Annotated in this window: 18 protein-coding genes; 7 read left to right on the forward strand and 11 right to left on the reverse strand. The window is 59.8% G+C overall.

All coding sequences use genetic code 11. The annotated features are described in order from the left end of the window. Window positions 1–33: 33 nt before the first annotated feature. Genes MHY13_RS00610 through hutU form a run of 3 tightly spaced genes read right to left on the reverse strand, consistent with a single transcriptional unit; the run spans window position 34 to window position 4,783 of the window. Complete coding sequence (locus tag MHY13_RS00610) at window positions 34–1,893, reverse strand: DEAD/DEAH box helicase (RefSeq protein WP_239280019.1); 1,860 nt, start codon at window positions 1,891–1,893, stop codon at window positions 34–36. Window positions 1,894–1,936: 43 nt separating this feature from the next. Beyond that, entirely contained in the window at window positions 1,937–3,106 is a 1,170-nt protein-coding gene (gene hutI / locus MHY13_RS00615; RefSeq protein ID WP_239280021.1) for an imidazolonepropionase, read from the reverse strand. Next, window positions 3,107–4,783: a urocanate hydratase gene (hutU, locus tag MHY13_RS00620; protein WP_239280023.1), complete on the reverse strand. Its 1,677-nt coding sequence runs from the start codon at window positions 4,781–4,783 to the stop codon at window positions 3,107–3,109. A gap of 189 nt (window positions 4,784–4,972) precedes the next feature. Here hutU and MHY13_RS00625 point away from each other — a divergent pair, with 189 nt between their 5' ends. Then, entirely contained in the window at window positions 4,973–5,764 is a 792-nt protein-coding gene (locus MHY13_RS00625) for an SGNH/GDSL hydrolase family protein (RefSeq protein ID WP_239280025.1), read from the forward strand. Here MHY13_RS00625 and hutH read toward each other — a convergent pair. Then, window positions 5,742–7,295 carry a histidine ammonia-lyase gene (gene hutH, locus MHY13_RS00630; protein WP_239280027.1) on the reverse strand — a complete coding sequence of 518 codons (1,554 nt, stop codon included), beginning with the start codon at window positions 7,293–7,295 and terminating at the stop codon, window positions 5,742–5,744. The two genes, MHY13_RS00625 and hutH, sit on opposite strands and share 23 nt — an antisense overlap. Window positions 7,296–7,373: 78 nt before the next feature. After that, complete coding sequence (locus MHY13_RS00635; RefSeq protein WP_239280029.1) at window positions 7,374–8,117, reverse strand: IclR family transcriptional regulator; 744 nt, start codon at window positions 8,115–8,117, stop codon at window positions 7,374–7,376. 63 nt (window positions 8,118–8,180) lie between these two features. Between MHY13_RS00635 and hutG the strand changes: the two genes are divergently transcribed. After that, entirely contained in the window at window positions 8,181–9,113 is a 933-nt protein-coding gene (gene hutG, locus MHY13_RS00640; protein ID WP_239280031.1) for a formimidoylglutamase, read from the forward strand. An 8-nt stretch (window positions 9,114–9,121) separates the two neighbouring features. On the opposite strand, the gene MHY13_RS00645 is transcribed toward hutG, so the two are convergent. Next, window positions 9,122–10,468, reverse strand: coding sequence for a YjiH family protein (locus tag MHY13_RS00645; protein WP_239280033.1), 1,347 nt, complete (start codon window positions 10,466–10,468; stop codon window positions 9,122–9,124). A gap of 133 nt (window positions 10,469–10,601) precedes the next feature. On the opposite strand from MHY13_RS00645, the gene MHY13_RS00650 reads away from it, so the two are divergent. Further along, window positions 10,602–10,997 carry a (deoxy)nucleoside triphosphate pyrophosphohydrolase gene (locus MHY13_RS00650; RefSeq protein ID WP_239280035.1) on the forward strand — a complete coding sequence of 132 codons (396 nt, stop codon included), beginning with the start codon at window positions 10,602–10,604 and terminating at the stop codon, window positions 10,995–10,997. Here MHY13_RS00650 and MHY13_RS00655 read toward each other — a convergent pair. Then, window positions 10,984–11,187, reverse strand: a complete 204-nt coding sequence (locus tag MHY13_RS00655; RefSeq protein WP_239191599.1) for a hypothetical protein — start codon at window positions 11,185–11,187, stop codon at window positions 10,984–10,986. The two genes, MHY13_RS00650 and MHY13_RS00655, sit on opposite strands and share 14 nt — an antisense overlap. A gap of 367 nt (window positions 11,188–11,554) precedes the next feature. Here MHY13_RS00655 and MHY13_RS00660 point away from each other — a divergent pair, with 367 nt between their 5' ends. Then, window positions 11,555–14,677: a DEAD/DEAH box helicase gene (locus MHY13_RS00660; RefSeq protein ID WP_239280037.1), complete on the forward strand. Its 3,123-nt coding sequence runs from the start codon at window positions 11,555–11,557 to the stop codon at window positions 14,675–14,677. A 93-nt stretch (window positions 14,678–14,770) separates the two neighbouring features. Further along, the gene (locus MHY13_RS00665; protein WP_239191604.1) at window positions 14,771–16,063 is read left to right on the forward strand and encodes an Nramp family divalent metal transporter; all 1,293 of its coding nucleotides are present in this window, start codon (window positions 14,771–14,773) and stop codon (window positions 16,061–16,063) included. A gap of 14 nt (window positions 16,064–16,077) precedes the next feature. Here the strand turns inward: MHY13_RS00665 and MHY13_RS00670 are convergent, their stop codons facing one another. Next, window positions 16,078–17,319: an MFS transporter gene (locus MHY13_RS00670; protein WP_239280039.1), complete on the reverse strand. Its 1,242-nt coding sequence runs from the start codon at window positions 17,317–17,319 to the stop codon at window positions 16,078–16,080. Window positions 17,320–17,431: 112 nt separating this feature from the next. On the opposite strand from MHY13_RS00670, the gene MHY13_RS00675 reads away from it, so the two are divergent. Next, entirely contained in the window at window positions 17,432–17,950 is a 519-nt protein-coding gene (locus tag MHY13_RS00675) for a hypothetical protein (protein ID WP_239280041.1), read from the forward strand. On the opposite strand, the gene MHY13_RS00680 is transcribed toward MHY13_RS00675, so the two are convergent. The 3 genes from MHY13_RS00680 to MHY13_RS00690 all read right to left on the reverse strand — a co-directional run bounded on the left by MHY13_RS00680 (window position 17,947) and on the right by MHY13_RS00690 (window position 21,594). After that, entirely contained in the window at window positions 17,947–18,789 is an 843-nt protein-coding gene (locus tag MHY13_RS00680; RefSeq protein WP_239280043.1) for a hypothetical protein, read from the reverse strand. The two genes, MHY13_RS00675 and MHY13_RS00680, sit on opposite strands and share 4 nt — an antisense overlap. Window positions 18,790–18,960: 171 nt before the next feature. Beyond that, a complete protein-coding gene (locus tag MHY13_RS00685) occupies window positions 18,961–19,809 on the reverse strand; it encodes a DNA primase (protein ID WP_198492851.1) in 849 nt (282 codons plus the stop codon). 81 nt (window positions 19,810–19,890) lie between these two features. Further along, complete coding sequence (locus MHY13_RS00690; RefSeq protein ID WP_239280045.1) at window positions 19,891–21,594, reverse strand: carboxylesterase/lipase family protein; 1,704 nt, start codon at window positions 21,592–21,594, stop codon at window positions 19,891–19,893. A 116-nt stretch (window positions 21,595–21,710) separates the two neighbouring features. Here MHY13_RS00690 and MHY13_RS00695 point away from each other — a divergent pair, with 116 nt between their 5' ends. Then, a complete protein-coding gene (locus MHY13_RS00695; RefSeq protein ID WP_239280047.1) occupies window positions 21,711–22,445 on the forward strand; it encodes a hypothetical protein in 735 nt (244 codons plus the stop codon). The last annotated feature ends 132 nt before the right edge of the window (window positions 22,446–22,577 follow it).

Raw genomic sequence — 22,577 nt, forward strand, 5'->3', positions numbered from 1 at the left:
GGGCCTCCAAAGAGGCCCATCGAGTCGAAAATGCTAGTCGCGCCAGCGTCCACCGCGCTTGCGTCCACCGCCGTGGTCACGGCGAGGTGGGCGGCCGGTGTCCTTTTGAATCTTGATCAGCTGGCCGGAAATGCGGGTATCTTTCAGGCGGTCCAGCACTGCTGGGTCGAGGTTCTTTGGCAGGTCAACCAGGGTATGGCCCACCGCGATGGTGATGCGGCCAAAGTCCTTGGCAGACAGGCCACCCTCGTTGGCAATAGCGCCGACGATGGCTCCTGGGCGCACATTTTGCCGCTTGCCGACGTCCAATCGGTACGTCTCAAAGTCTCCGTCCGGCCGCTTGGGGCCGCGACCCTTGCCGCCGCTCTTGAAATCGCGCTTGCGATCATCGCGGCGGTCGCGGTCACGCTTCGGCTTGGGAAGCGGCTTGTCTTCCATCAGGAAGTTCTTGCCACCCTGCAGCATGACGGCGAGGGCTGCAGCGATGTCATCCATAGCCGCATTATTGTCCTCGGAGTACTTGCGCACCAAGGTGCGGAAGAAGTCCGCCTGCTTATTGTCCATGGAGTTGGTAATGGACTGCGCGAACTTTTCCTTGCGCTTTTCATTGACCTCATCGACGGACGGCAGTTCCATCTCTTCCAAGCGGGCGTTGGTCACGCGCTCGATGGAGCGCAGCATGCGGCGCTCGCGCGGGGTGACGAACAGGATGGCTTCGCCGGAGCGTCCAGCGCGGCCGGTGCGGCCGATGCGGTGCACGTAAGACTCGGTATCGTTCGGGATATCGAAGTTCACCACGTGCGTGATGCGCTCAACGTCGAGGCCACGGGCGGCGACGTCGGTAGCCACGAGGATGTCTAGGCGGCCATCCTTGAGCTGATCGACGGTGCGCTCACGCTGCGCCTGCGCAATATCGCCGTTGATGGCGGCGGCGCTGAAACCGCGGTCACGCAGGGTCTCGGCCACCTCTTCAGTCTCGTGCTTGGTGCGGCAGAAGACGATGATGGCGTCGTAATTGATGACCTCAAGGATGCGGGTGAAGGCATCCATCTTTGCGCGGTGCGGAATGAGGAGGAAGCGCTGCGTGATGTTGTCATTGGTGCGGCGCTCGGACTTCACCGTGACCTCGGCGGGGTTGTCGAGGTACTGCTTAGAAAGGCGCCGGATAGCGTTCGGCATGGTGGCCGAGAAAAGCGCCACCTGCTTGCGGTCCGGGGTGTCCTCCAGGATGCGCTCGACGTCTTCTTGGAAGCCCATGTTCAGCATCTCATCGGCCTCATCGAGGACGAGGAACTGCAACTGGGACAGGTCCAGCGAGCCCTTCTCCAGGTGGTCGATGACGCGACCCGGGGTGCCCACGATGACCTGCGCACCGCGGCGCAGACCGGATAGCTGAATGCCATAGGCTTGGCCACCGTAGATAGGCAGCACCTCGACACCCTTGAGGGACTCGGCGAAGGATTGGAAGGAGTCCGCCACCTGCAGGGCCAGCTCGCGGGTTGGCGCGAGCACGAGGGCCTGCGGGTGGCGGGCCTTGGTGTCAATCTGTGACAGAACCGGCAGCGCAAAGGCTGCGGTCTTGCCGGTACCGGTCTGGGCAAGGCCGACAACGTCGCGGCCTTCCATCAAGATCGGGATGGTTTCTTCCTGAATGGGGGACGGCTTGGTGAAGCCAACTTTCGCAACGGCCTCCAGAATTTTCTCTGGCAGGCCAAGATGCGCGAACCCCTGGGAGTTGTCGTTGGCTGAATCTTGGGACTCAGCGCCGGTGTCCTCAGAAGTATTCGCAGCCCTGGTGTCCTTGGTGACACCTTGCGAGTTGTCCTGAGATTCCGACTTATTAAAATCTTCCGGCTCGTTGACGCCGCCGGTGGCGTTATCGGTAATGCTCATTGCTTCACCAACCCTACGCGATTGCCGCCCCAAACTCCATATCCTAAGCGCCCGCGACGAAAGTGCGGTAGCTCAGTGGCATGCCTGGGCGGTAAGCCAAGTGCACGGCGCTGGGGGCGTCGAGCACGTGCAGGTCCGCGGCGGCACCCTCCACGATGGTGCCCTTGGCGGGGCGGCCCTGCGGGTCGTGGCCGTTGCCAACGTTGTGGCGGCGCAGGGCGGTCGCTCCGCCGGTGGTGGCGGCGTGGATGGCCTCATCGACGGAGAGGTGCTGCTGCAGGACCGCGGTGGTCACGCAGTAATTCATCGAAGAGGTATAGGACGTGCCGGGGTTGAGGTTGGAGGCGATGGCGAGGGTAGCTCCGGCGTCGAGAAGCGTGCGGCCCGGGGCGAGCGGCTCGCGGGTGGACAGGTCGCACGCCGGCAGCATGGTGGCCACGGTATCGGAATTGGCTAGCAGCTCGACGTCCTCGTCGGTTAGGTGATTGACGTGGTCTACCGAGGCGGCGCCCAGTTCGACGGCGAGGGCAACGCCTGGACCCACGCCCAGCTGGTTGCCGTGCACGCGCAGGCCAAGGCCCAACTTCTTACCGGCCTCCAGCACGCGGCGGGATTGTTCCTCGTTGAAGGCGCCGCGCTCACAGAAGACGTCGATCCACTGCACGTAGGGAGCAACGCCTTCGAGCATGGGGCCAACGACCTCGTCGAGGTACTCCTCCGCGTCCGCTCCCGGCGGGACCAGGTGCGCACCTAAGAAGGTCACGTCATCGACGTGGCGGGAGGCTACCTTGGCGGCCTCCACCTCGGACTCGGTATTGAGGCCGTAGCCCGTCTTGGTTTCGAAGGTGGTGGTGCCACCGCGGCGGCCGGCGGCCACGCGGTCCGCCACCAGCTTGTCCAGGCGGTCGGTGCCGGCCTGGCGGGTGGCGTCCATGGTCACGGCGATGCCGCCTGCCTCATAGGAACCGCCGGAGATGCGGGCCTCGAATTCGGCGGAGCGGTCACCGTCGAAGACCATGTGGGTGTGCGAATCTACCCAGCCGGGCAGGACGGCGCGGCCACCCAGGTCCACCTTCTCATCGGCGGCCGGAGCCTCGGAGGCTGGGCCGACCCAGGCGATGGTGCCGGATTGGGCGATAATGGCGGCGTCGTTAAGCGTGCCACGCTCGCTGACCGTACGGAGTTCTGAAATGCCGGTAAAAAGTGTGCTCATCTAGTCCCTTGCCTTGAATTCCATTGGAATGCGGACGCCGCGCTCGTCGGCGACCTCCTTTGCGCGAGTGTAGCCGGAATCAACGTGGCGGATAACGCCCATGCCCGGATCATTGGTGAGCACCGCGCGCAACTTGGCCGCGGCGAGTTCGGTGCCGTCTGCAACGGTGACCTGGCCTGCGTGGATGGAGCGGCCCATGCCCACGCCTCCGCCGTGGTGGAGGGAAACCCAGGTAGCGCCGGAAGATACGGCAGTCATGGCATTGAGCAGCGGCCAGTCGGCCACGGCATCGGTGCCATCGAGCATGGCCTCGGTTTCGCGGTATGGGGATGCCACGGAGCCAGAATCCAGGTGGTCACGGCCGATGACGATCGGCGCCTTGATCTTGCCCTCGCGGACCAGGTCATTAAAGAGCAGACCAGCCTTGTGGCGCTCGTTGTAGCCCAGCCAGCAAATGCGTGCCGGCAGGCCCTCGAACTCGACGTACTCCTCGGCGGCGTCGAGCCAGTTGTGCAGGTGCTCGTTGTCCGGGAAGAGCTCCTTGAGTGCTTGGTCGGTGACCTTGATGTCCTCCGGGTCGCCGGAAAGCGCGGCCCAGCGGAAGGGGCCCAGGCCCTCGCAGAAGAGCGGGCGGATATAGGCCGGAACGAAGCCCGGGAACTCGAAGGCACGCTGGTAGCCGGCCTTACGGGCCTCATCGCGGATGGAGTTGCCGTAGTCAAAGACCTCGGCACCCTCATCCTGGAACTCGACCATAGCCTGGACCTGGGCAGCCATGGACTCGCGAGCCTTCTTGGTAAAGGTGGTCGGATCCGCCTTGGCCTCGTTGTGCCAGTCTTCCATAGTGATTTCAGAAGGCAGGTAGGACAGAGGGTCATGTGCGGAGGTCTGGTCCGTGACGATGTCTACGGTAAATTCCCCGGCGCGCTGGCGGCGCAAAACCTCTGGGAAGACCTCGGCGGCGTTGCCCACGAGGCCGACGGACAGGGGCTTCTTGTTCTCCTTGGCGTCTAGGACCAGCTTGAGGGCCTCGTCGAGGTCGGTGACAACCTCATCCAGGTAGCGCTTGTGCTGACGACGCTTCAGGCGGGTCTCATCCACGTCCACGATGAGGCAGGCGCCGCCGTTGAGGGTGACGGACAGCGGCTGTGCGCCGCCCATGCCGCCGCAGCCACCGGTCAGGGTGAAGGTGCCGGCTAGGCTGCCGCCGAAGCGCTTCTTGGCCACGGCCGCGAAGGTCTCGAAGGTGCCCTGCAGGATGCCCTGGGTGGCGATGTAGATCCAGGAGCCGGCCGTCATCTGGCCGTACATCATGAGGCCCTCGTCCTCGAGCTTGCGGAAGTGCTCCCAGTTAGCCCAGTCTCCCACGAGGTTGGAGTTAGCGATGAGCACGCGCGGTGCCCACTCGTTGGTCTTCCAGATGCCCACCGGCTTGCCGGACTGCACCAGCAAGGTCTCATCGGACTCGAGATCCTTGAGGGATTCAACGATGGCGTCGAAGGCTTCCCAGCTGCGTGCTGCGCGGCCGGTGCCGCCATAGACCACGAGGTCCTCGGGGCGCTCGGCAACCTCGGGATCGAGGTTATTCATGAGCATGCGCAGGGGCGCTTCGGTCTGCCAGGACTTGGCGGACAGTTCGGTTCCGCGCGGCGCGCGTACTTCGCGTGGTTGAGACATGGGCTTCCTTTCGTCGTGCTTTTCTGACGCCCTCCCAAGCCCCCTAGGCCGGTGTCCCGGGGCTGTCCCCGAGGACTTGTTCAGCGTCACATGTCACAAGGTACTGTGACCTAGCTCTGTGCACCATGCCACACAAACCCGAACTGTCTCGTATATGAGACACCCACGGAATGATCTACGATGGCCTGCATGCGTCGGTTCATCCCCCTCCTTTCCGTGGCCCTCCTCGCCGCCTGTTCCACCCCCGCCGAGGAACCGCAGCCACCCCACTACGTGGCGCTGGGAGATTCCTATGCGGCCATGGGCTCGACCACGCTGCCGCTGGACCCTCCCAATACCTGCGTGCGCGCACAGGATTCCTACCCCGAGCTCGCGGCCAAGGAGATGGGCGCAAAGCTCACCAATGTGGCCTGCCAGGGCGCCAGTACCCTCGACGTGCTTTCCTCCGCCGGCGAACACCCCGCCCAGGTGGACGCCCTACGCGAGGACACCGACCTGGTGAGCCTATCCATCGGCGGCAATGACGCCAGCTTCGTGCGCCTTACCCAGTGCGCCACGGACGATATCTGCCAGGCGGAATCCGGCGCGCAGATTGACCTGGAAATCCGCGATCTGCCGCGCCGGCTCGACAAGGTCTACGAGGAGATTCACCGTCGCTCCCCTAACGCGAAAATCCTCGCTACCGGCTACCTTCCCCTCATAAAGCGCGGGGAGACCTGCCCCTACATAGAAAAAATCCCGGCCACTGACCGGGAATGGGTGGCTCGCTCCATCGAGCGCATCAACCAGGCGGTGCGCGAGGCCGCCGAGCGCAATGGGGCTACTTACGTGCTTGCCGACGCCGCCCTAGACCACACCGCCTGCTCCCCCTCGCCGTGGGTGGATTTTACGGGCAAGGAGACCGATTCCTTCCCCATGCACCCCACCCACGCGGGACAGGTGGCGATGGCCCAAGCCCTTAGCCGCGCAGCTGGCCGGTAGCGTCCTCGACGGCGTCGATAAGAGCGCCCTCCTTGACTAGACGTACAGTTTCCTCGATTTCCGGGGACAGGTAGCGGTCCACGCCCGGGCCCTCCACAGTCTCGCGCAGCTTCTCAATCACCGCGCCGGTTCCCTTGGCCGGGGTACCCTCGCGTATGTCGATGGCGCGGGCGGCGGTGAGGATCTCTACGGCGAGCACGCGCTGCAGCCCATCAACGGCCTTGCGCAGCTTGCGGGCGGCGGACCAGCCCATGGACACGTGGTCTTCCTGCATGGCCGAAGACGGAATGGAATCGGCCGAGGAGGGGTTGGCCAGGCGCTTCATCTCACTGACGATGCCAGCCTGCGCGTACTGCGCGATCATGTGACCGGAGTCGACACCGGGGCCATCAGCAAGGAAAGCATTCAACCCGCGGTTGCGCGCCGGGTCCAAGAAGCGGTCGGTGCGGCGCTCGGAAATGGACGCCAAGTCCGCGGTGACGATGGCGAGGAAATCGAGCGCATAGGCCACCGGCGCACCGTGGAAATTGCCATTGGAGACCACGCGGCCATCCTTGGTCACCACCGGGTTATCCACGGCGGCGGCGAGCTCGCGCTCGGCCACCTGGGCGGTGTGGGCCAAGGTATCGCGGAACCCGCCGGCAACCTGCGGGGCGCAGCGCACGGAGTAGGCATCCTGCACCTGGTTCTTCTTGAACTCCTCGAGCGCGGCCTCCAGGATCTCCGAGCCTTCGGCCACCTGGAGGATATTCGCCGCGGCATCGGCCTGGCCTGGGTGCGGGCGCAGCTGCTGCAGGTCATCGGCAAAGACCACGAGAGTGCCGAGCAACCCTTCCACGGTCATAGCAGTGGCAATATCGGCGGTCTTTGCGGCCGCACGCAGATCAGTAATGGCCAGGCAGAGCTGGCCGAGCATGCCATCGGTGCCGTTAATAAGCGCGAGGCCTTCCTTCTCCCGCAGCTGCAACGGCTCGATGCCGGCCGCGGCCAGGGCGTCGCCTGCGTCCTTGAGCTCGCCGTTGACGCGCACCTCGCCCTCGCCCAGCAGGGCCAGCGCACAATGTGCCAGCGGCGCCAAGTCGCCAGAGCAGCCCAGCGAGCCATACTCGCGCACCACCGGAACGATGCCAGCGTTCAGCGCCTTGGCATAGGTTTCTACCACCACGGGGCGCACGCCGGTCCGACCGGTACACAAGGTGGACAGGCGCAGGAGCATAAGCGCGCGGATGACCTCTTCTTCCACCTCCGGGCCAGTTCCCGCAGCATGCGAGCGCACCAGGGAAAGCTGCAGCTGGGCGCGCATCTCCTCCGGAATGTGGCGGCGGGCAAGTGCACCAAAGCCGGTGGAAATGCCATAGACCGGGGTCGGATCCTGTGCCAGTTCTTCCACGCGCTCGCGGGTTGCGGCTACCTCTTCGAGAGCCTCGGGCGCAATCTCCACCTTCGCTCCATAGCGGGCAACGGCAACGACGTCCTCGATGCTCAGCGCACCGACGTTGACGGTCACGGTGGATGGGTAGGCGTTAGGCATGGCAAAAACTCCTTGGAGTAGGGATTGATAATCAAAAATGTGTCGCGCGACAACCCAACGCGATAGATGTATGCTACCTCACTTTTTTCGATTGCGGTACATTTTCCCCGCGACCTTGTCTGACGCCTCCTGCAGTGCCCGAATGGCGCCATCCACCTTTGCATCTGGCGTCCCTACCGGATACGTCACCGCCACCGCCGCCGCTGGGCGGTCCAGATGGTCCAGAATAGGCACCGCTACAGAAGCCTGGCCGCGGGTAATTTCCTCCACCTCTTGGTCCCAACCCCGCGCGGCCACCAACCGCAAGCGCTCCTTCAAAGCAGAAAAGCCACTACCACCCGCGGTATCGAATGCGGCGCGCACCTCCGCGTCAGGAAGATGCGCCAGCATTACGCGCCCCGACGCCGTCTTATGCGCTTGCAATCGCACTCCAACCTCGGTCACCAAAGAGATTGCCCCTGCGGCACGGACCTCCTGCAAGTACAAGATTTCCGATCCAGCCATACGAGACAAGTGCCCCGATCCACCCACCAGATCCGCACACCTTTCCAAGTCCCGAGTAGCCATTCGCACCAAAGGCTGTTGAGTTACATAGGCCGAAGCCATGGAATAGGCCGCAAGGCCCAGGCCATATGTCTTATGTTCCGGCAAGTGCGCCACAAAGCCGGCATCCACCATCTCCGCTAGCAAGTGATACGTAGATGACCGTGGCAGTCCCAGTTCGCCTTGTATCCTGGCAGCAGAAATTGGTACGTCAATCGTCGATAACAACTTAAGAATCTCTAACGCGTGACGGGCCGCTGGAACTCGATTTGTACTCACACTTAGTGATTGTAGGCAGAATTTTCCTGCCATATCCCGCGTTCTTGCCTACCCTCGGTAACCATGAACACCGAAAAAGCTGAACTTTTCACCCCCGCCCCCGAATGGTCCGGTCGCTCCGATGGCCCTGGCCCAGAGCATGCCCGTTGGCATAGCGTTATCAATCAGTCCACCGACTCCCCCGCCCCGATAACCCTCCTGGGCTTTGCCTCCGATGAGGGCGTGCTGCGCAACGGCGGCCGCCAGGGTGCAGCCGCCGGCCCGGCCGCACTGCGTTCCGCGCTGGGTTCCTTGGCAGTCCACCATAAGCATGCGCTTGCCGACGCCGGCACGATCACCACCCAGGCCGACGACCTCGACGGCGCCCACGATGCGCTCTCCGATAAGGTGCAGAAGCTCGTCGAAGCCGGCACCCTCCCCATCATCCTCGGCGGCGGGCACGAGACTGCCTTCGGCTCGCACCGCGGCCTCTACCGCGCGGTAGGCGCCACCAAGATCGTTAACCTGGACGCCCACTTCGATCTGCGCCGCGCCGATCAAGCAACCTCCGGCACCCCGTTCAAGCAGATTTCGGAGCTCACCGATGACTTCGACTACACCGTGCTGGGTATCTCCCGCCCCAATAACACCGCGGTGCTTTTCGACGAAGCCGAGTCCCTCGGCGTGGCCATCACCCTAGACGAAGAGCTGGTCAACCTCTCCCCGGCCGAGTGCGGCGAGCTCGCTGCCCGCGCCACGGAGGGCAAGGACAAGGTCCACCTATCCATCGACCTCGACGTTTTGCCAGCGTCCACCGCGCCGGGCGTATCCGCACCGGCGTCGCTAGGCGTCAGCTACGAGCGCATCCGCGCCATGGCCGTAGCTATTGCGCAAACGGGCAAGCTGGCCCTGGTGGACGTCGTCGAGCTCAACCCCACCTTTGACATAGATAACCGCACCGCCAAGGCAGCGGCGCGGCTTATCGATGACATCGTCACGGCCCACCTCGGGGCCTAGCTCCTACCTCAAAACAGCAGGTGGGCAATCGGCGTGGCGATGAGGATGGTCAGCGCCACGCGCTCAAACCAGATGATGACCAGGTGGGTGAGCTTCACCGGAATCTTGGTGGCCAGGATGCACGGCACCAGCGCGGAGAAAAAGATGATGGCGGAGACTGCCACCACGCCGATGACGAACTTGAGCACCATGCTGTCGCTGTCTGCCACTGCGGTGGCGGGCAGGAACATCTCCGCAATACCCATGGCAGCGCCCTTGCCGGCCTGGACCGGCTCCGGCAGCTGCACAACCCACGCGAATGGGTAAAACAGGTAGCCAATCCACTCGAAAATGGGCGTAAAGCGCGCGAGCAGTAGGCCAATAAGGCCCACCGACATGATGGAAGGCACGATGGCCGCCGCCATGCGCACGCCATCGCGCAGGTTCTCCCAGATGGACTCCCACAAGGACGGTGCGCGCTGCAGCGCCAGCATGGCCTCACGCCACGCGTTCTTGATGCGCGAGCCCTCCACCGGCTTTTCCGGGTCTGGGTGCGCTTCTGCACAGTACTCGTCCGGAATGGTGCGCAGCGGCGGAATGCGCACGGTAATGGCCGTCACCACAAAGGTCACGATGAGCGTGACAATAAAGTAGGTGCCCCAGATTTTCATCAGGTCAAGCTGCTTGGCCACGATGACCATGAAGGCCGCAGAGACCGTCGAAAAGCCGGTGGCAATAATGGCCGCCTCACGCCCGGTATAGCCGCCCTTTTGGTAGACGCGGTCTGTGACCAAAATGCCCAGCGAGTACGAGCCCACAAACGAGGCCACCGCGTCAATGGCGGAGCGCCCCGGCGTCTTCCACAGCGGCCGCATGATGGGCTGCATGAGCACGCCAACAAATTCCAGCAAGCCAAAGCCGATGAGAAACGCCAGGAACGCACCTCCGATAGGCACGATGAGGCCTACCGGAATCGCGATGGAGTTCCACAGGAACGGCACCAGGTCTTCATCGCCCAACACCCACGGCAGCGCATCGATGACCATGAGGAAGGAGATCACCGCACCCACAATGTTGAGCACCGCAAAGACCGCCTGCAGCGCGCTTTCCTTAAACGCCCCAGTGCTAAAGCTGCGCACCGTGCCATAGACCGCAAGCGCAAAGATAATCCACGGCACCGCCGCTGGAATCCCCTCGCGCACCATGGTGACCATGTGGTCCAAAGGAATGGAGCGCTTATCCTGGTACGTCACCGGCAGGAAGAATACGAACGCGCCGATGGCGCTATATAAAAAGAGTTTCCACCGTCCCCCAGGCTGCGGGATCTCCCCGTCATGGCTCTGGTGAGAGGTATAGACAGATTCGGTAGAAGTCACAGTAAAACCGTCCCCTCAAGCTTGCATACAAAAATCAAGCCCGCGTGACAGCCTTACGCGAACATTGGGGATATGTTATCTAAGTAACAGCTCACTGTCTAGATGTTTCCGAGATCCAAGGCACAATGGAGTTATGTCTAACCCCATACGCGTCGTTGGCGCCGTCTTCCACGACGGCGAGCGGTTCCTCGCCTGCCGCAAGAAACCAGGCAAACCACTGGAAGGCCATTGGGAATTTCCGGGTGGAAAGATCGAGCCTGGCGAAACCCCTGAGCAAGCTCTAGCTCGTGAAATTCGCGAGGAGCTCAACCTCATCGCCGAGGTCGGCCAGAAAGTGACGACAACAACCTATGAGTACGAATTTGCGACCATTGAGCTAACCACTTTCTATTGCACGCTTGTCGACGGCGACCTACGCCTGACCGACCACGACGATACAAAATGGGTTACCGCCGCAGAGGCCGCGCACCTGACGTGGGCCCCCGCTGATATCCCGGCAGTAGAAGCTATTGCTTCTAGTCACAGCTAAGAAAAGAAAGATTCTTCCTTTCGTATTTTCCTTCTGCCAGCATGCGGCGGATATCCTCCGCCAAACGCACTACCAATTGCGGATCGGATTCCGCCAACGCTGCGATTTCCTGCGTTGCCTTGCCTCCGTTTGTCGTTTGTCCTTCATAGGAGGGGCGCGCCGAGTAGAGATCAAAGTATTTCCGGCTCACGCCATTGACATTCCTAAATTTAGGACCTGGCTGGAATTCATCTCCATACATGACTCCCCTGGCCAGAAGGTTGGAAACCCGAGATATTTCCTCCTTAGGTCCTGTAGCTGGCCATCCTAAACGGATTCCAATTTCGGCGACCAAAAGAATCTCATCTCGTAGCCATTTTGGACTTCTCAATCCGATCTCCAATCGACAGGGATATAGGTCTAGGCTGCAGGGATTGATCTTCTTAATTGAGATCAAAGAACTCTAGTGAATGCCATGCCTCAAAATCACTGAAGGGCAACACCGCCTGGAGAAAAATTACTTCGCCAATCCTTGAATCAGCCAATTTGCATTCCGAAGCCTTTAGAATTTGGTCATTATGAGTGCTAACCCTGACTCTTCCCTACCTTTCGGCGTTTACGAGACCCCTATTACGGCCCGAATCCGTGAACGCATGAACGAAACGTTAAGCCAACATCCTGCTGCAGGATTCGGTATTGGAAGAAGCTCCGATGAAGAAGCTCATGGCCGCTATACCTCGGCGGTTTCACAACACATTGGTTCACTTCTAGAGCGACGGCTATACGGTTTAAAGTCACCCGAAGACCGGGTTGCCCTAATCAACAACATCGCGCTTCTACTGGGTGAAGATGAAGAGATTGATTCCGAAGAACTCCTCTACGCCGTATACAACTCCGGGTTGGCAGAGCCTCCTCTGCTTCCGGATGTTTCACTCACCAAGAGTGCACTATTCACCAATGCCCAGGGAGAATCTAGTTTAACCAGCGAAATCGAGAGAGAAATTAAAACTGCTGATTCGGTTGATTTGCTCTGTGCGTTCATCAAGAACTCCGGCATCAGCGTTCTTGATAGACAACTCGAGTACCTTCGCGATAACGAGATCCCTTTCCGGCTACTCACTTCTACCTACTGCGGTGCGTCCGACGCAGCTGCGTTCGAGCGATTGGTTGAAAAGTATCAGGCCGAAGTAAAGATTTGCTATGAGCACAAATCCACTCGCCTTCATGCCAAAGCTTGGCTATTCCGCCGAAAGTCCGGATTCGATACTGCCTTTATCGGCAGTTCCAACCTTTCCCGATCTGCTCTCGTCGATGGTTGGGAGTGGAATGTCCGCGGGTCCAATACCGCGACTCCTGAAGTAATCGATAAGTTCATCAAGACTTTCGATAGCTACTGGCACGACAGTCATTTCAAGACCTTCGACCCAAATCGCGACATGGAGAGACTCGAGCGGTCTCTTCGCGTTGCCAAGGGTGGCGAAAACTCCGGAGCACTTCGCCAACTGGAGTTATCTGGCCTTGAGGTAACTCCTTACCCCTACCAAGAAGAAATGCTCGAAGCGCTACGCTCAGAGCGTGAGGTAAAAGATCGGCATAGGAACCTCCTGGTTGCTGCTACAGGAACAGGAAAGACAGTAGTTGCCGCATTGGATTACCGGAACCTATGCGAACAATGGAAGCGACGCCCTCGGCTGCTTTTCGTTGCACACCGAAAAGAAATTCTTCAACAAGCCCGCCGGACATTCCAGGAAGTGCTTAAAGACGCGGACTTTGGCGAGCTGCTAGTCGACGGCGCTCAGCCTCGCCGCTGGGACTATGTGTTCGCCAGCGTGCAATCTCTCAGCGCTTCCCGTTTACAAAACCTAAATAGCAAGCATTTTGATGCCGTAGTAATCGACGAGTTTCATCACGCACAAGCCCCCACTTATAAAGCACTTTTGGACCACCTCCAGCCACAAGAGCTCCTGGGTTTAACGGCAACACCAGAACGTGGTGATGGCGAAAACGTCCAGAAATACTTTGACTATCGCGTAGCACATGAACTGCGTTTGTGGGATGCCTTGCGTCTACAGCTCTTAGTCCCTATGCATTACTACGGGATTGCCGATGGAACGGACCTTTCCTCATTGACTTGGAGCCGAGGAAAAAAGGACTACAACACCGAAGAGCTCTCCGAGTTTTACATCAAAGCGGGAGAAAAGCGCACCCGCTTCATTGTTAACGAGCTAAACCGGCGCATCTTCGACCTCTCAGATATGAAGGCTATCGGGTTTTGCGTCACGATTGCTCACGCAGAATATATGGCGCAGCAGTTCCAGCAATTCGGAATCCCAGCACGAGCGGTAACAAGCAATCTCACAGCCACCGGGCGCGCTCAGGCCATTAAAGATCTGGAGACTGGCGACGTCAGAGTCCTGTTCTCTGTAGATATATTTAATGAGGGTGTTGATATTCCTGCTGTAAACACCCTTCTTTTGCTCCGCCCGACACAAAGCCCTGTGGTCTTTCTACAACAACTGGGTCGTGGTCTTCGTCTTTCGCCGGGCAAGGACTCCTGTGTCATTCTCGATTTCATTGGACAGCAGCACGTCGATTTTGATTTTGAGAGAAAGTTCCATGCCTTAACCCGGAAGCGGGGCAAGCGCTTAGCTGAAGAAATTGAGCAGGGCTTCCCCACCACCCCACCGGGTTCGCATATCCAGTTCGACCAAACGACGACCGAGCAGGTTCTTCGAAACGTCAAGAAGGTCTCACGGAATTCCTTACGCAAAGTGCGTGCATTGCTCTCTGAGATTCGAACCACGAATCTCAAAGAGTTCCTTGAGGATTCGAACCTGCAATTAGAGGATATCTACCGGCCATCCAAATATTCATGGACCCGGCTACTTCGAGAAGAAGGGCTACTACAGCAAAACACGGATGAGACCGAATCGTTTTTGCTTAACCGAATTCGGGTCTTCCTTCACGTCAACGATCCACACCGAATCGATGCCTATCTGCGTATCCTTTCCTCCTCAAATCTTCGCTACTCCGACATGGGGCCATCAGACCAGGCCTTCACCCGAATGCTCGTACTCGGATTCTGGGCGAACTCAAATTCTCCACACCCTGGTTCCTATGACGCCGCCCTGACGATTTTGCGCCAGCATCCACAAGTTGCTTGGGAGTTGGAGCAGGTTATGCAACTGAGCAGCGACTCCTCGCGCATCGTTCCACAGCATAGCGATAGTTCAGTTTTGGAAACGCATGCGGATTATTCGTTGGCCGAGCTTATTGGTGCTTTAGAGTCAGGAAGCCTTCAGCAGCTTGTAAACCTGCCACGCGAAGGTGTGAAATATTTTCCCGATATCAACACTGATCTTTTCTTGGTGACGTTTCAAAAGGACGAGCAAGTCAGTGCCTCCACGAATTACCGAGACTATCCAATATCACCCGATCTGTTGCACTGGGAATCTCAATCGACAACCACTTTGAAATCAAAGGCGGCTAGGCGATATATCGGCCATCAGGAGCGAGATGGAAAAATTCTCATTGCCTCGCGCTTTACCAAGAAAAACGAAGTAGGGACAGCGAGCGCATATACCTACCTCGGTGCAGTGGATTATGTTTCCCACCATGGAGAAAAGCCAATTCAATTTGAGTGGAAGCTCCAGAGGTCAATGCCCAAGGCTCTCTATGCTGCGGGAAGAACGGTGGCTTAAATCTCCGCTCGAGGAATTGAATTCCTCGTTTTCCTGATACTAGACAGCACTCTCCCTATAGTGATTAGAAACACAATCAATCGAGAGGGTGCTATGAGCCAGACCAGCGAATCGAATTCCGCCCGGCCTGCAGGGGGCAAGCACGACACAGAATCAACCGACCAGACAAGAGTGAAATGGACCCTGGTCGGTCCGGGGCTAGTTGCGGCAGCAACAGGCGTCGGCGCAGCCGACCTAGTTGCCACCATGATTGCCGGTCAACGCTATGGCTACGCACTCCTGTGGGCGGTCATTATCGGAACAATTATGAAAATTGTGCTGGTCGAAGGCGTCGGTCGGTATAGCCTTGCTACCGGAAACACTATGTTCCATGGCTGGCGCGAGTTGGGACGGTGGACTTCCTGGTATTTTGCCCCTTATATCGTTATTTGGGGTCTTGTCTACGGTGCCGCATCGATGTCCGGCGCTGGTCTCGCTCTTAGCGCTCTTTTCCCAGGTACCAGCCTAGAAATGTGGGCAATTATTGCCGGAATATCCTGCTTTACTCTAACTTGGCTTGGGCGGTATCAGCTTTTCGAGAAGCTATCAGCCATCTTGGTCGGAATCATGTTTGTCACCGTGGTGGGCATCGCAGCCATTACGGCCCCGAACCTTCCCGAGGTCATCGGCGGTTTGGTACCGCAGATTCCGGATGGCTCCTTCGTCTACGTGTTGTCCATCGCCGGCGGAGTGGGCGGCACAATCACGCTTGCCGCTTATGGCTACTGGCTAAGAGAAAAGGAATGGTACACACCGAAATGGATGCAGGTTATGCGCATGGACAATGCGGTGGCTTACGCAGTTACCGGTATTTTTGTTCTGGCTACACTCGCGCTGGGCGCTGAACTCCTTTACAGCGCCAACGTCGCGGTCTCCGATAATGATCAGGGGCTCGTTGATATGGCGGACGTTCTCGAGGACCGCTACGGAACGTTCATGTCTAAGTTGTTCATCGTCGGGTTCTTCTCCGCCGCATTCTCTTCCTGCCTTGGCGTTTGGAACGGTGTATCCCTGATGTTTGCTGACTACATCGGTCACCTCAAAAAGATTCCGCAAGGCGATCCCCGAACCAGCACTGGTGGAAAGTACTACCGCGCTTACCTCATCTGGCTGACCTTCCCACCAATGCTGCTTTTGCTCCTTGGAAGACCAACCGGACTCATCATCGCCTACGGCGTCCTGGGCGCTTTGTTTATGCCGTTCTTAGGCCTTACGCTTTTGGTCCTGCTGAATACCAAACACACCCCAAAGCAATGGAGAAACGGTTGGATCGTCAACACCTTGATGGCGGTAATCTCCGTTGCCTTCGTTTATCTATGTGTTTCCCAATTGGGTGAAATTCTCTAGCCGAGAATTAGTACCTACTTCCCCTGCGGCACTCGCTTCGGCTTGTTCCCCACCCCGGCGTGCGGGTCGCGACCGAATGCCCAGGCAATGATGCCGATGAAGGCGATGGCGCCGCAGACGGTGAAGGCGAGGGGGAAGCCGGAGGCGTCGGCAAGCAGGCCAATGAGCATGGGCCCCAAGATTTGGCCGAAGTCTCCTGCCATCTGGAAGGTGGATAGCACCTTGCCGCCGGAGCGATCATTGCCCACGATGTCTCCCACCGCGGCCTGTTGGGAGGGGTTGATAAGCCCGGACGATGCACCGGCAAAGGCGGAAATAAGCAGGAGGAACCACACGCTGGTAGCCATGCCCATCAGCACCATGAAGATGGCTGAGCCGATAAGGCCGATGAGAATGAGTGGCTTGCGGCCGTGGATATCAGACCATTTGCCGGAAAATTGCAAGACGATGGCGTTGCCGGCCGCGAAGACTGCGAGCGCCAGGCCGGAGGCAGCCGCGCCATTGTGGAAGATGGAGGCAGCAAAAAGCGGCAGGACGGATACGCGCACGCCCATGTTGATCCAGCTATGGGCAAAGTTGGAGGTCAGCACCGCGCGGTAGGCGGTATCGCCCCAGGCCTCCTGCAGGCGCATGGGCGGCAACTTATCCTTGCTGGCTTGTTTGTGGTTCACGCGGGGCATTTGCCACCAGACGACGAACGCGGCCAGCGCCACGCCCACACCGTAGATGAAAAATGGCCAGCGAAAGCCCAGGAAGGACAGGCTAGCACCAAGAACGGGGCCGGCGACGTTACCGAGCAGGAAGGCCGTGGCGTAGGTGGCAGAACACTTGCCACGAATCGTCGGCGGGGACATGCGCACGATAAGGCCCATGGCGGAGACGGTGAACATAGTAGAGCCAATGCCGGCCAGGGCACGCAGGGCCACGATGTGCCAGTAGCTTTGTGCAATGGAGACTAGCCCCGTGGTTACCGCGACGGTCATGAGCCCGATGAGGTAAACGCGGCGCGAGCCGACGCGATCCACCAAAGAACCGGACATGGGCGCGAAGATAAGGCGCGAGGCGGCGAAGATGGAGACCACCAGGCCTGCGGCGGCCATGGAGACATCGAAGCTAACCACAAACTGCGGAAGGAGCGGGGCAATAAGGCCGTAGCCCAAAGCGATAATAAAGGCGGCAGTAACCATGACCCAGATTTCGCGTGGGATCTTTGGCGCTTCCTCGTGTTCTACTTCCCCGCTGTGTGTATTCATCATATCGGCTGCAACTCTAATCCTTGGCATCAGGGAAAGCCATTTGCAGGTTGTGTTCGAACATGTGTTTGCTTTTGCTGGGGCTGTGTCCGCGTTGGGTTCTAGTGTGATGGCCATGCACAACGTACAAAAGAAGTTTCCCCAGCCCACCGCAATGAATCTGCCCCAGTCCGCTTCCGAGATTGCGGCGGACTTGCTCTACCACGAAAATGACACCATCAATTCCATCGCCACCATCATGCATCACCCACGCTCCCTCGCGCGCCCCACGCCCACGTGGCGCCCACCGATAAAGCAACTGCCGACGCCCGCCGGTGGACCGAGTGGAGAGTACTGCATGAGCATTACCCGCCACCGCGTAGGCGCACGCGTGAAAGCTCGCGTGCGCGGCTTTGGGCAAAACCGCATTCCTGCCTATCTGATTACCATTCGCGTTACCGAGAACTTTGGTCAGCCGGTAGAACCGGCCGTAGCCGAGGGCTGGGTGCGCACGCTCGTGCCGGCAGAGATGGTTGGTGCAGTCCACGAGGTCTCCCGTGGCCCGAATGCCACTTATGTGTGGCTCGTGGATAGCTCCTATCAGCCGGTCCACTCCCCCGAATCACTCTTCGCCGGCTTCAGCCAAGCCGCCTAGGCGGTCGCGCGCTGTTTTGTTGACTGCGCAGATGCGTCTGGCTCTGCATGCGGGTCAGGCGCGTGGAGCACCTTCCGCATCACCTCGCGATTGAAGGTCACCGTGTAGTGCCGGGCGATTGCCTTTGGCATAAAGCGCAGGATCAGGCAGGCGATGAGGACGGTAAAGACCTTATCCAGAATGTTCGAGGTAAGTCCCTGCAAGATGATGGCCAAGCGCTCGTCTTGGAAAATCATCTCGTAGAACTTGGTGAGGTTTTGTGGCCCCTTGCGCGGTCGTCCGCTGAAGGAGAAGATGAGCACGTACACGCTCATCACGCCGGAGCCGATGCCCATTCCGAGGCCGGAGAAAATGATCCACGACAGCTTGTTGAATACCCCGCGGCGGGCCAGAATGCCTACGGCAGCGCCGATAAAGATACCCACGGGTGCAAAGGCGAGATCATAGGCAAAGTACACTCCGCCCAATACGGTGGTGGTAAGCCCCGTGGCCATGCCGAGCACGGGACCGGCGATGATGGCGACGATGGCGGTGCCGATGGTGTCGAAGAACATAGGCACCTGCGAGCGCACCGTCAACGAGCCCAACAGCAGGTTGATGGAGGCACCGAAGATGGGATACAGGAGGATGCAGTTAGGCACCAACCCATGCTGCGAGGTATATAGCAGCACCGCAGCCACCAGGAGGAGGACCCAGACGCTGGCGGTCAGGTAGGACTCGAAAGTCACATTTACCGTGGAGTACACCCCAAGGACGGTACAAAGCCACGCGGCGAGCGAGAGTGCCACGGCTACTACAACAAGGACGTAGCGCCACGTGGTGTCGCGGGTCATCGCCATGGTCTCCTCCTCACGAGGTCTGGTTTAGGGCGGATTCCCAGCTGCAAGCTGGGATTGTCCTAAAGCCTAATTGGCGGCGCGCGAAAGTAGCAACATAAAAGGGCCCCTGAAACGGGAAAGGCCCAGCCTGGCTGCTGGGAGCGGCGGGCTGGGCTATGGGGAAGGCCGGGACTACTTTTCGTCAGCTTCGGGGGCGTCGGATTCGTCGTCCAGGTCGGCATCGTCGCCGTCCAGGTAGTCCTCGTCTTCGTCCTCGTCGTCTTCACCGAAGATGTCGTAGACGTCAGGCTCTTCGTAGTCCTCGTCATCAAAGGAGACGAGCTGTGCTTCCCAGTCCAGGGCCTGCTCGGAGACGAGGCCTAGGACATCAAAGAGGCGATCGAAGTCGGTGTAGGTGCCAAGCTCAAGGGCCTCGGCGGGAACCTCCACGATGGGGACATCATCAAACTCGGCGTTATCGAAGAGGGCGAGGCGGTCAGCCTCGTCGAGATCCTCATCCTCTTCGTCCACTTCCCAGGCGAGGGCGACTGCCTCATCTTCCATGTCATCGAGATCGTCTTCGTCGAAGTCGAAGGCAAGGAAGCGCACGATAGCGGACGGAACGCCGTCGATGGTTTCCACGAGCACGCGCAGCTCCGAGTCATTGGCCACTTCGGCCACGACGAGGTGCGGGTTGAGCTCATCTTGGGCAAATTCTAGTTCCGCGATGCGCTCATCGGTGCCCTCCAGCAGGTCCCGCAGAACGGTGACCACCTGGTCGGTAGCGATGTGGCGGGACACCGCCTCCACGGCATCATCTACAGAGAAGGCGACGGAGACGAGGACTGCCTCAAATTCCTCATCGTCTTCATCAACATCCGCCGCGGCAATGTAGACGTTCGCGGCGGGGAGAAGCGGATCGATTTCAATAAATTGGATTTCCAGATCAGAAGTGATTGGAACGAACATGACGTCATCGTTGACGCGGGACTCGATGCCCTCGGCATCCAATGCAGAAGCAATATCTTCGAAAAAGCTCATGGTGGTTTAAAATCCATCCTTCGGAAGCAGAGGTTCCCACGGTAGGCAAGCCGCCGCCCGCGGTCACTGTGGAGTCTACCGTTATTCCCACCCGGATGGTTGGAAGCCCAAAGATCTCACCAGCTCCGGGCGCCCACTTCCCCACTCCAACATGTGGTATCCCTCCCAGGCTTGTCGCTTGAGCTCGTGCGGGGCGTGCTCAATATAGGCCTCGGCATCGAAGATCATGGTGGCGCGGTGGTTGGACCCGTAGCGCGGCCAGCTCATCTCCGGGCGGCCGCCGTGGATAAAGGCGGACCAGTGTTGCTGCATGGTGGCGGTAAGTTCCTCCATCTCCGCGCGCGAGCCCCAATTGGTCAGGAAAGACGCGCGCGAGGAATAAGGGTCACCGAAGACATTGCCGAGCTCCATCGAATGCATCGCGCCGAGGCCGAGCCACTTGAGCACGGCAGAGGCGAAGTCGAAGCGATACATCCACGTTGGCGCCACTTTTGCATGGGCGGTGGCGATGCGGGTGGAGGGGGCCCAAAAGAGGGCGTCGGCAAGCAGGTGCGCAAAGTCCTCCCGGGCCACCGCGCCGTCATAGGCGGCGACGACCTCGGGGGCGTGCTGGGGATCGAAGGAAGCCAGAAGGCGCAAGGCGGCGCGCTCGCGGGAGCTTTGCCGCTGGAAGAGGAATTTGCCAAAGCTAGCCTCGTCCGAGTTTGTGCCGATGAGCAGCGGAATCTGGTGCTGGTTCCCGCTTTCAAAGGCGGCGATGGGGTGTTCCGGAATGAGCTCATCATCCACCGTGGGCGCGTAGCAGGAATTAAGGTGAATGAGCTCGCCGGCCCGCCACATCATGGATTGGCCCGAGCGCACCAGATCGGCAAAGTTTTCCTGGCGCAGGTCCTCCACCGAGGTGCGCCGGGGCAAGGCCAGGCGGTGAACCAGCTCGCGCGCCCACAAGGTGGACTGGGCGCGGGAATGGATCATCGCAATCGGTGGGGACTGGGCGATGGCGCGGTGGAAGAGGCCCTCCGCGGCCGGGCTCGTCATAAGGGTGAGGACCGCCGCGCCGCCGGCCGATTCGCCCATGAGGGTGACGGAATCAGGATCGCCGCCAAAGGCCGCGATATTGTCGCGCACCCATTGCAGCGCCAGGATCTGATCGGCCACCGCCGGGTTAGCGCTGCAGTCCCCGCCCAGGCTGCGCAGATCCAAATAGCCCAGGGAGTTGAGGCGGAAGTTAATGGATACGTAGACCACGTCCATGCGGGTGGCTAACTCAAAGCCGCGGAGCATAAGCATGTGGGACGAGCCCATTATGAAGCTGCCGCCGTGTAGGTAGACCACCACGGGAAGCTTCTCTTCAGTGCGCGGGCGCACGATGTCGAGGTGCAGACAGTCCTCGGAGCCGATAATGCGGTCGGTCCAGGAATACGTGGTCTGCGGGGCCGGTGGGCCGAACTGGCTGCAATCGCGCACGCCCTCCCAGGCCGGTGCGGGCTGCGGGGCGCGGAAGCGGTTGTCCCCGGCGGTGGTATCGCCGAAGGGGATGCCGCGCCAAGTGAGCACCGGCCCGGCGCTAATGGGGCGATCGGTGCGCAGGTCCTCCTCTATAACGCCGCGCACCCACCCGGAGGTGGTGCGCACGGTGAGCTCATCTGCCAAGGCGTTTTGGGCCTCTTCATGCGCGCGGCGGGCGCGTTCGTGGGCCTGCTCCGCTTTCAGGCGCGCCGCCGCGGAAGACTCCTCCAGAGGGAAACCCTCGGAGTCGCGGTTGTTCTCGTGCGGCGTAACCATACCCACTAGCTTAGGTCGCTTGCACGCCCTCGGCGATCTCATCGCGGCGCGGCGGCGCATTAATAGAGCCTTTACTATGCTGGGCGCAGATAAGTTTTAGCGAAAGAATAGGACACATGGGTTTCTTTACTAAAGACAAAAAGGACAACTCCACCGAGGTCGACACCGTCGATACCTATGACATCGATCCGGAAGATACCAACCGCTTTACCTCCGCGCTCCTCAATTCCCTGGACCGCGCAGTAGCCGTGCAGTCCGGTGTCATCATCAAGTACGTCGAGAACCTGAAGAAGCGTAATAAGGACGCAAGCCCGCAGCAGCTGCAGGAGCTCATTGACAAGCACTTCCTCAATATCACCTCCGGCACCGGTGCGGCCGCGGGCGCTTCCGCTGCCATCCCTGGTGTCGGTTTGGTAACCGGCGCAGCTACCATCGCCGGCGAATCCGTGGTCTTTTTGGAGGCGGCCGCGTGGTACATCTTGGCTTCGGCCTACCTGCGTGGCGATGACATCAAGTCCCCCGAGCGCCGCCGCGCCCTTGTACTTTTGGTGCTGACCGGTTCGAAGGGCTCCGCTTTGGTGGATACCTTTGTGGGCGATCTCAATAGCGTGGCGGGCATGCGCTCGGCCGCTAGCCTCTCCCGTTTCTCCGGCCCGACGCTGTCTGGCATCAACGGCCGCCTGACCAAGCTTTTTACCAAGCAGATCACCAAGCGCCTGAAGTGGGCGTGGATCAGCAAGCTCATGCCCATGGGCATCGGCGCCGTGCTCGGCACTACCGCCAACCGCAAGCTGGCCAAGCAGGTCATCGAGCACGCCGGCGAGCAGCTTTCTCCCCTCACCCAAGCCTAGGGGTAGCCGGGAACCGATAAGTGGGGCAATTGATACCCCTAACATAGTGAGTTTAGGGGTATGACCCGTATCATGTAGGCAGACTCTTTGGCGAGTGACGCATCCGCTCGTGCAAAGGCCGCACTAAAGTCG

The sequence above is a fragment of the Corynebacterium sp. ACRPE genome, assembly GCF_022347435.1.
GTDB lineage: Bacteria > Actinomycetota > Actinomycetes > Mycobacteriales > Mycobacteriaceae > Corynebacterium > Corynebacterium tuberculostearicum_D.

Coding starts and splice junctions, on each gene's coding strand:
- MHY13_RS00610 (WP_239280019.1), bottom strand. CDS start 1,893: ATGAGCATTACCGATAACGCCACCGGCGGCGTCAACGAGCCGGAAGAT.
- hutI (WP_239280021.1), bottom strand. CDS start 3,106: ATGAGCACACTTTTTACCGGCATTTCAGAACTCCGTACGGTCAGCGAG.
- hutU (WP_239280023.1), bottom strand. CDS start 4,783: ATGTCTCAACCACGCGAAGTACGCGCGCCGCGCGGAACCGAACTGTCC.
- MHY13_RS00625 (WP_239280025.1), top strand. CDS start 4,973: ATGCGTCGGTTCATCCCCCTCCTTTCCGTGGCCCTCCTCGCCGCCTGT.
- hutH (WP_239280027.1), bottom strand. CDS start 7,295: ATGCCTAACGCCTACCCATCCACCGTGACCGTCAACGTCGGTGCGCTG.
- hutG (WP_239280031.1), top strand. CDS start 8,181: ATGAACACCGAAAAAGCTGAACTTTTCACCCCCGCCCCCGAATGGTCC.
- MHY13_RS00650 (WP_239280035.1), top strand. CDS start 10,602: ATGTCTAACCCCATACGCGTCGTTGGCGCCGTCTTCCACGACGGCGAG.
- MHY13_RS00660 (WP_239280037.1), top strand. CDS start 11,555: ATGAGTGCTAACCCTGACTCTTCCCTACCTTTCGGCGTTTACGAGACC.
- MHY13_RS00665 (WP_239191604.1), top strand. CDS start 14,771: ATGAGCCAGACCAGCGAATCGAATTCCGCCCGGCCTGCAGGGGGCAAG.
- MHY13_RS00670 (WP_239280039.1), bottom strand. CDS start 17,319: ATGATGAATACACACAGCGGGGAAGTAGAACACGAGGAAGCGCCAAAG.
- MHY13_RS00675 (WP_239280041.1), top strand. CDS start 17,432: ATGCACAACGTACAAAAGAAGTTTCCCCAGCCCACCGCAATGAATCTG.
- MHY13_RS00680 (WP_239280043.1), bottom strand. CDS start 18,789: ATGGCGATGACCCGCGACACCACGTGGCGCTACGTCCTTGTTGTAGTA.
- MHY13_RS00685 (WP_198492851.1), bottom strand. CDS start 19,809: ATGAGCTTTTTCGAAGATATTGCTTCTGCATTGGATGCCGAGGGCATC.
- MHY13_RS00690 (WP_239280045.1), bottom strand. CDS start 21,594: ATGGTTACGCCGCACGAGAACAACCGCGACTCCGAGGGTTTCCCTCTG.
- MHY13_RS00695 (WP_239280047.1), top strand. CDS start 21,711: ATGGGTTTCTTTACTAAAGACAAAAAGGACAACTCCACCGAGGTCGAC.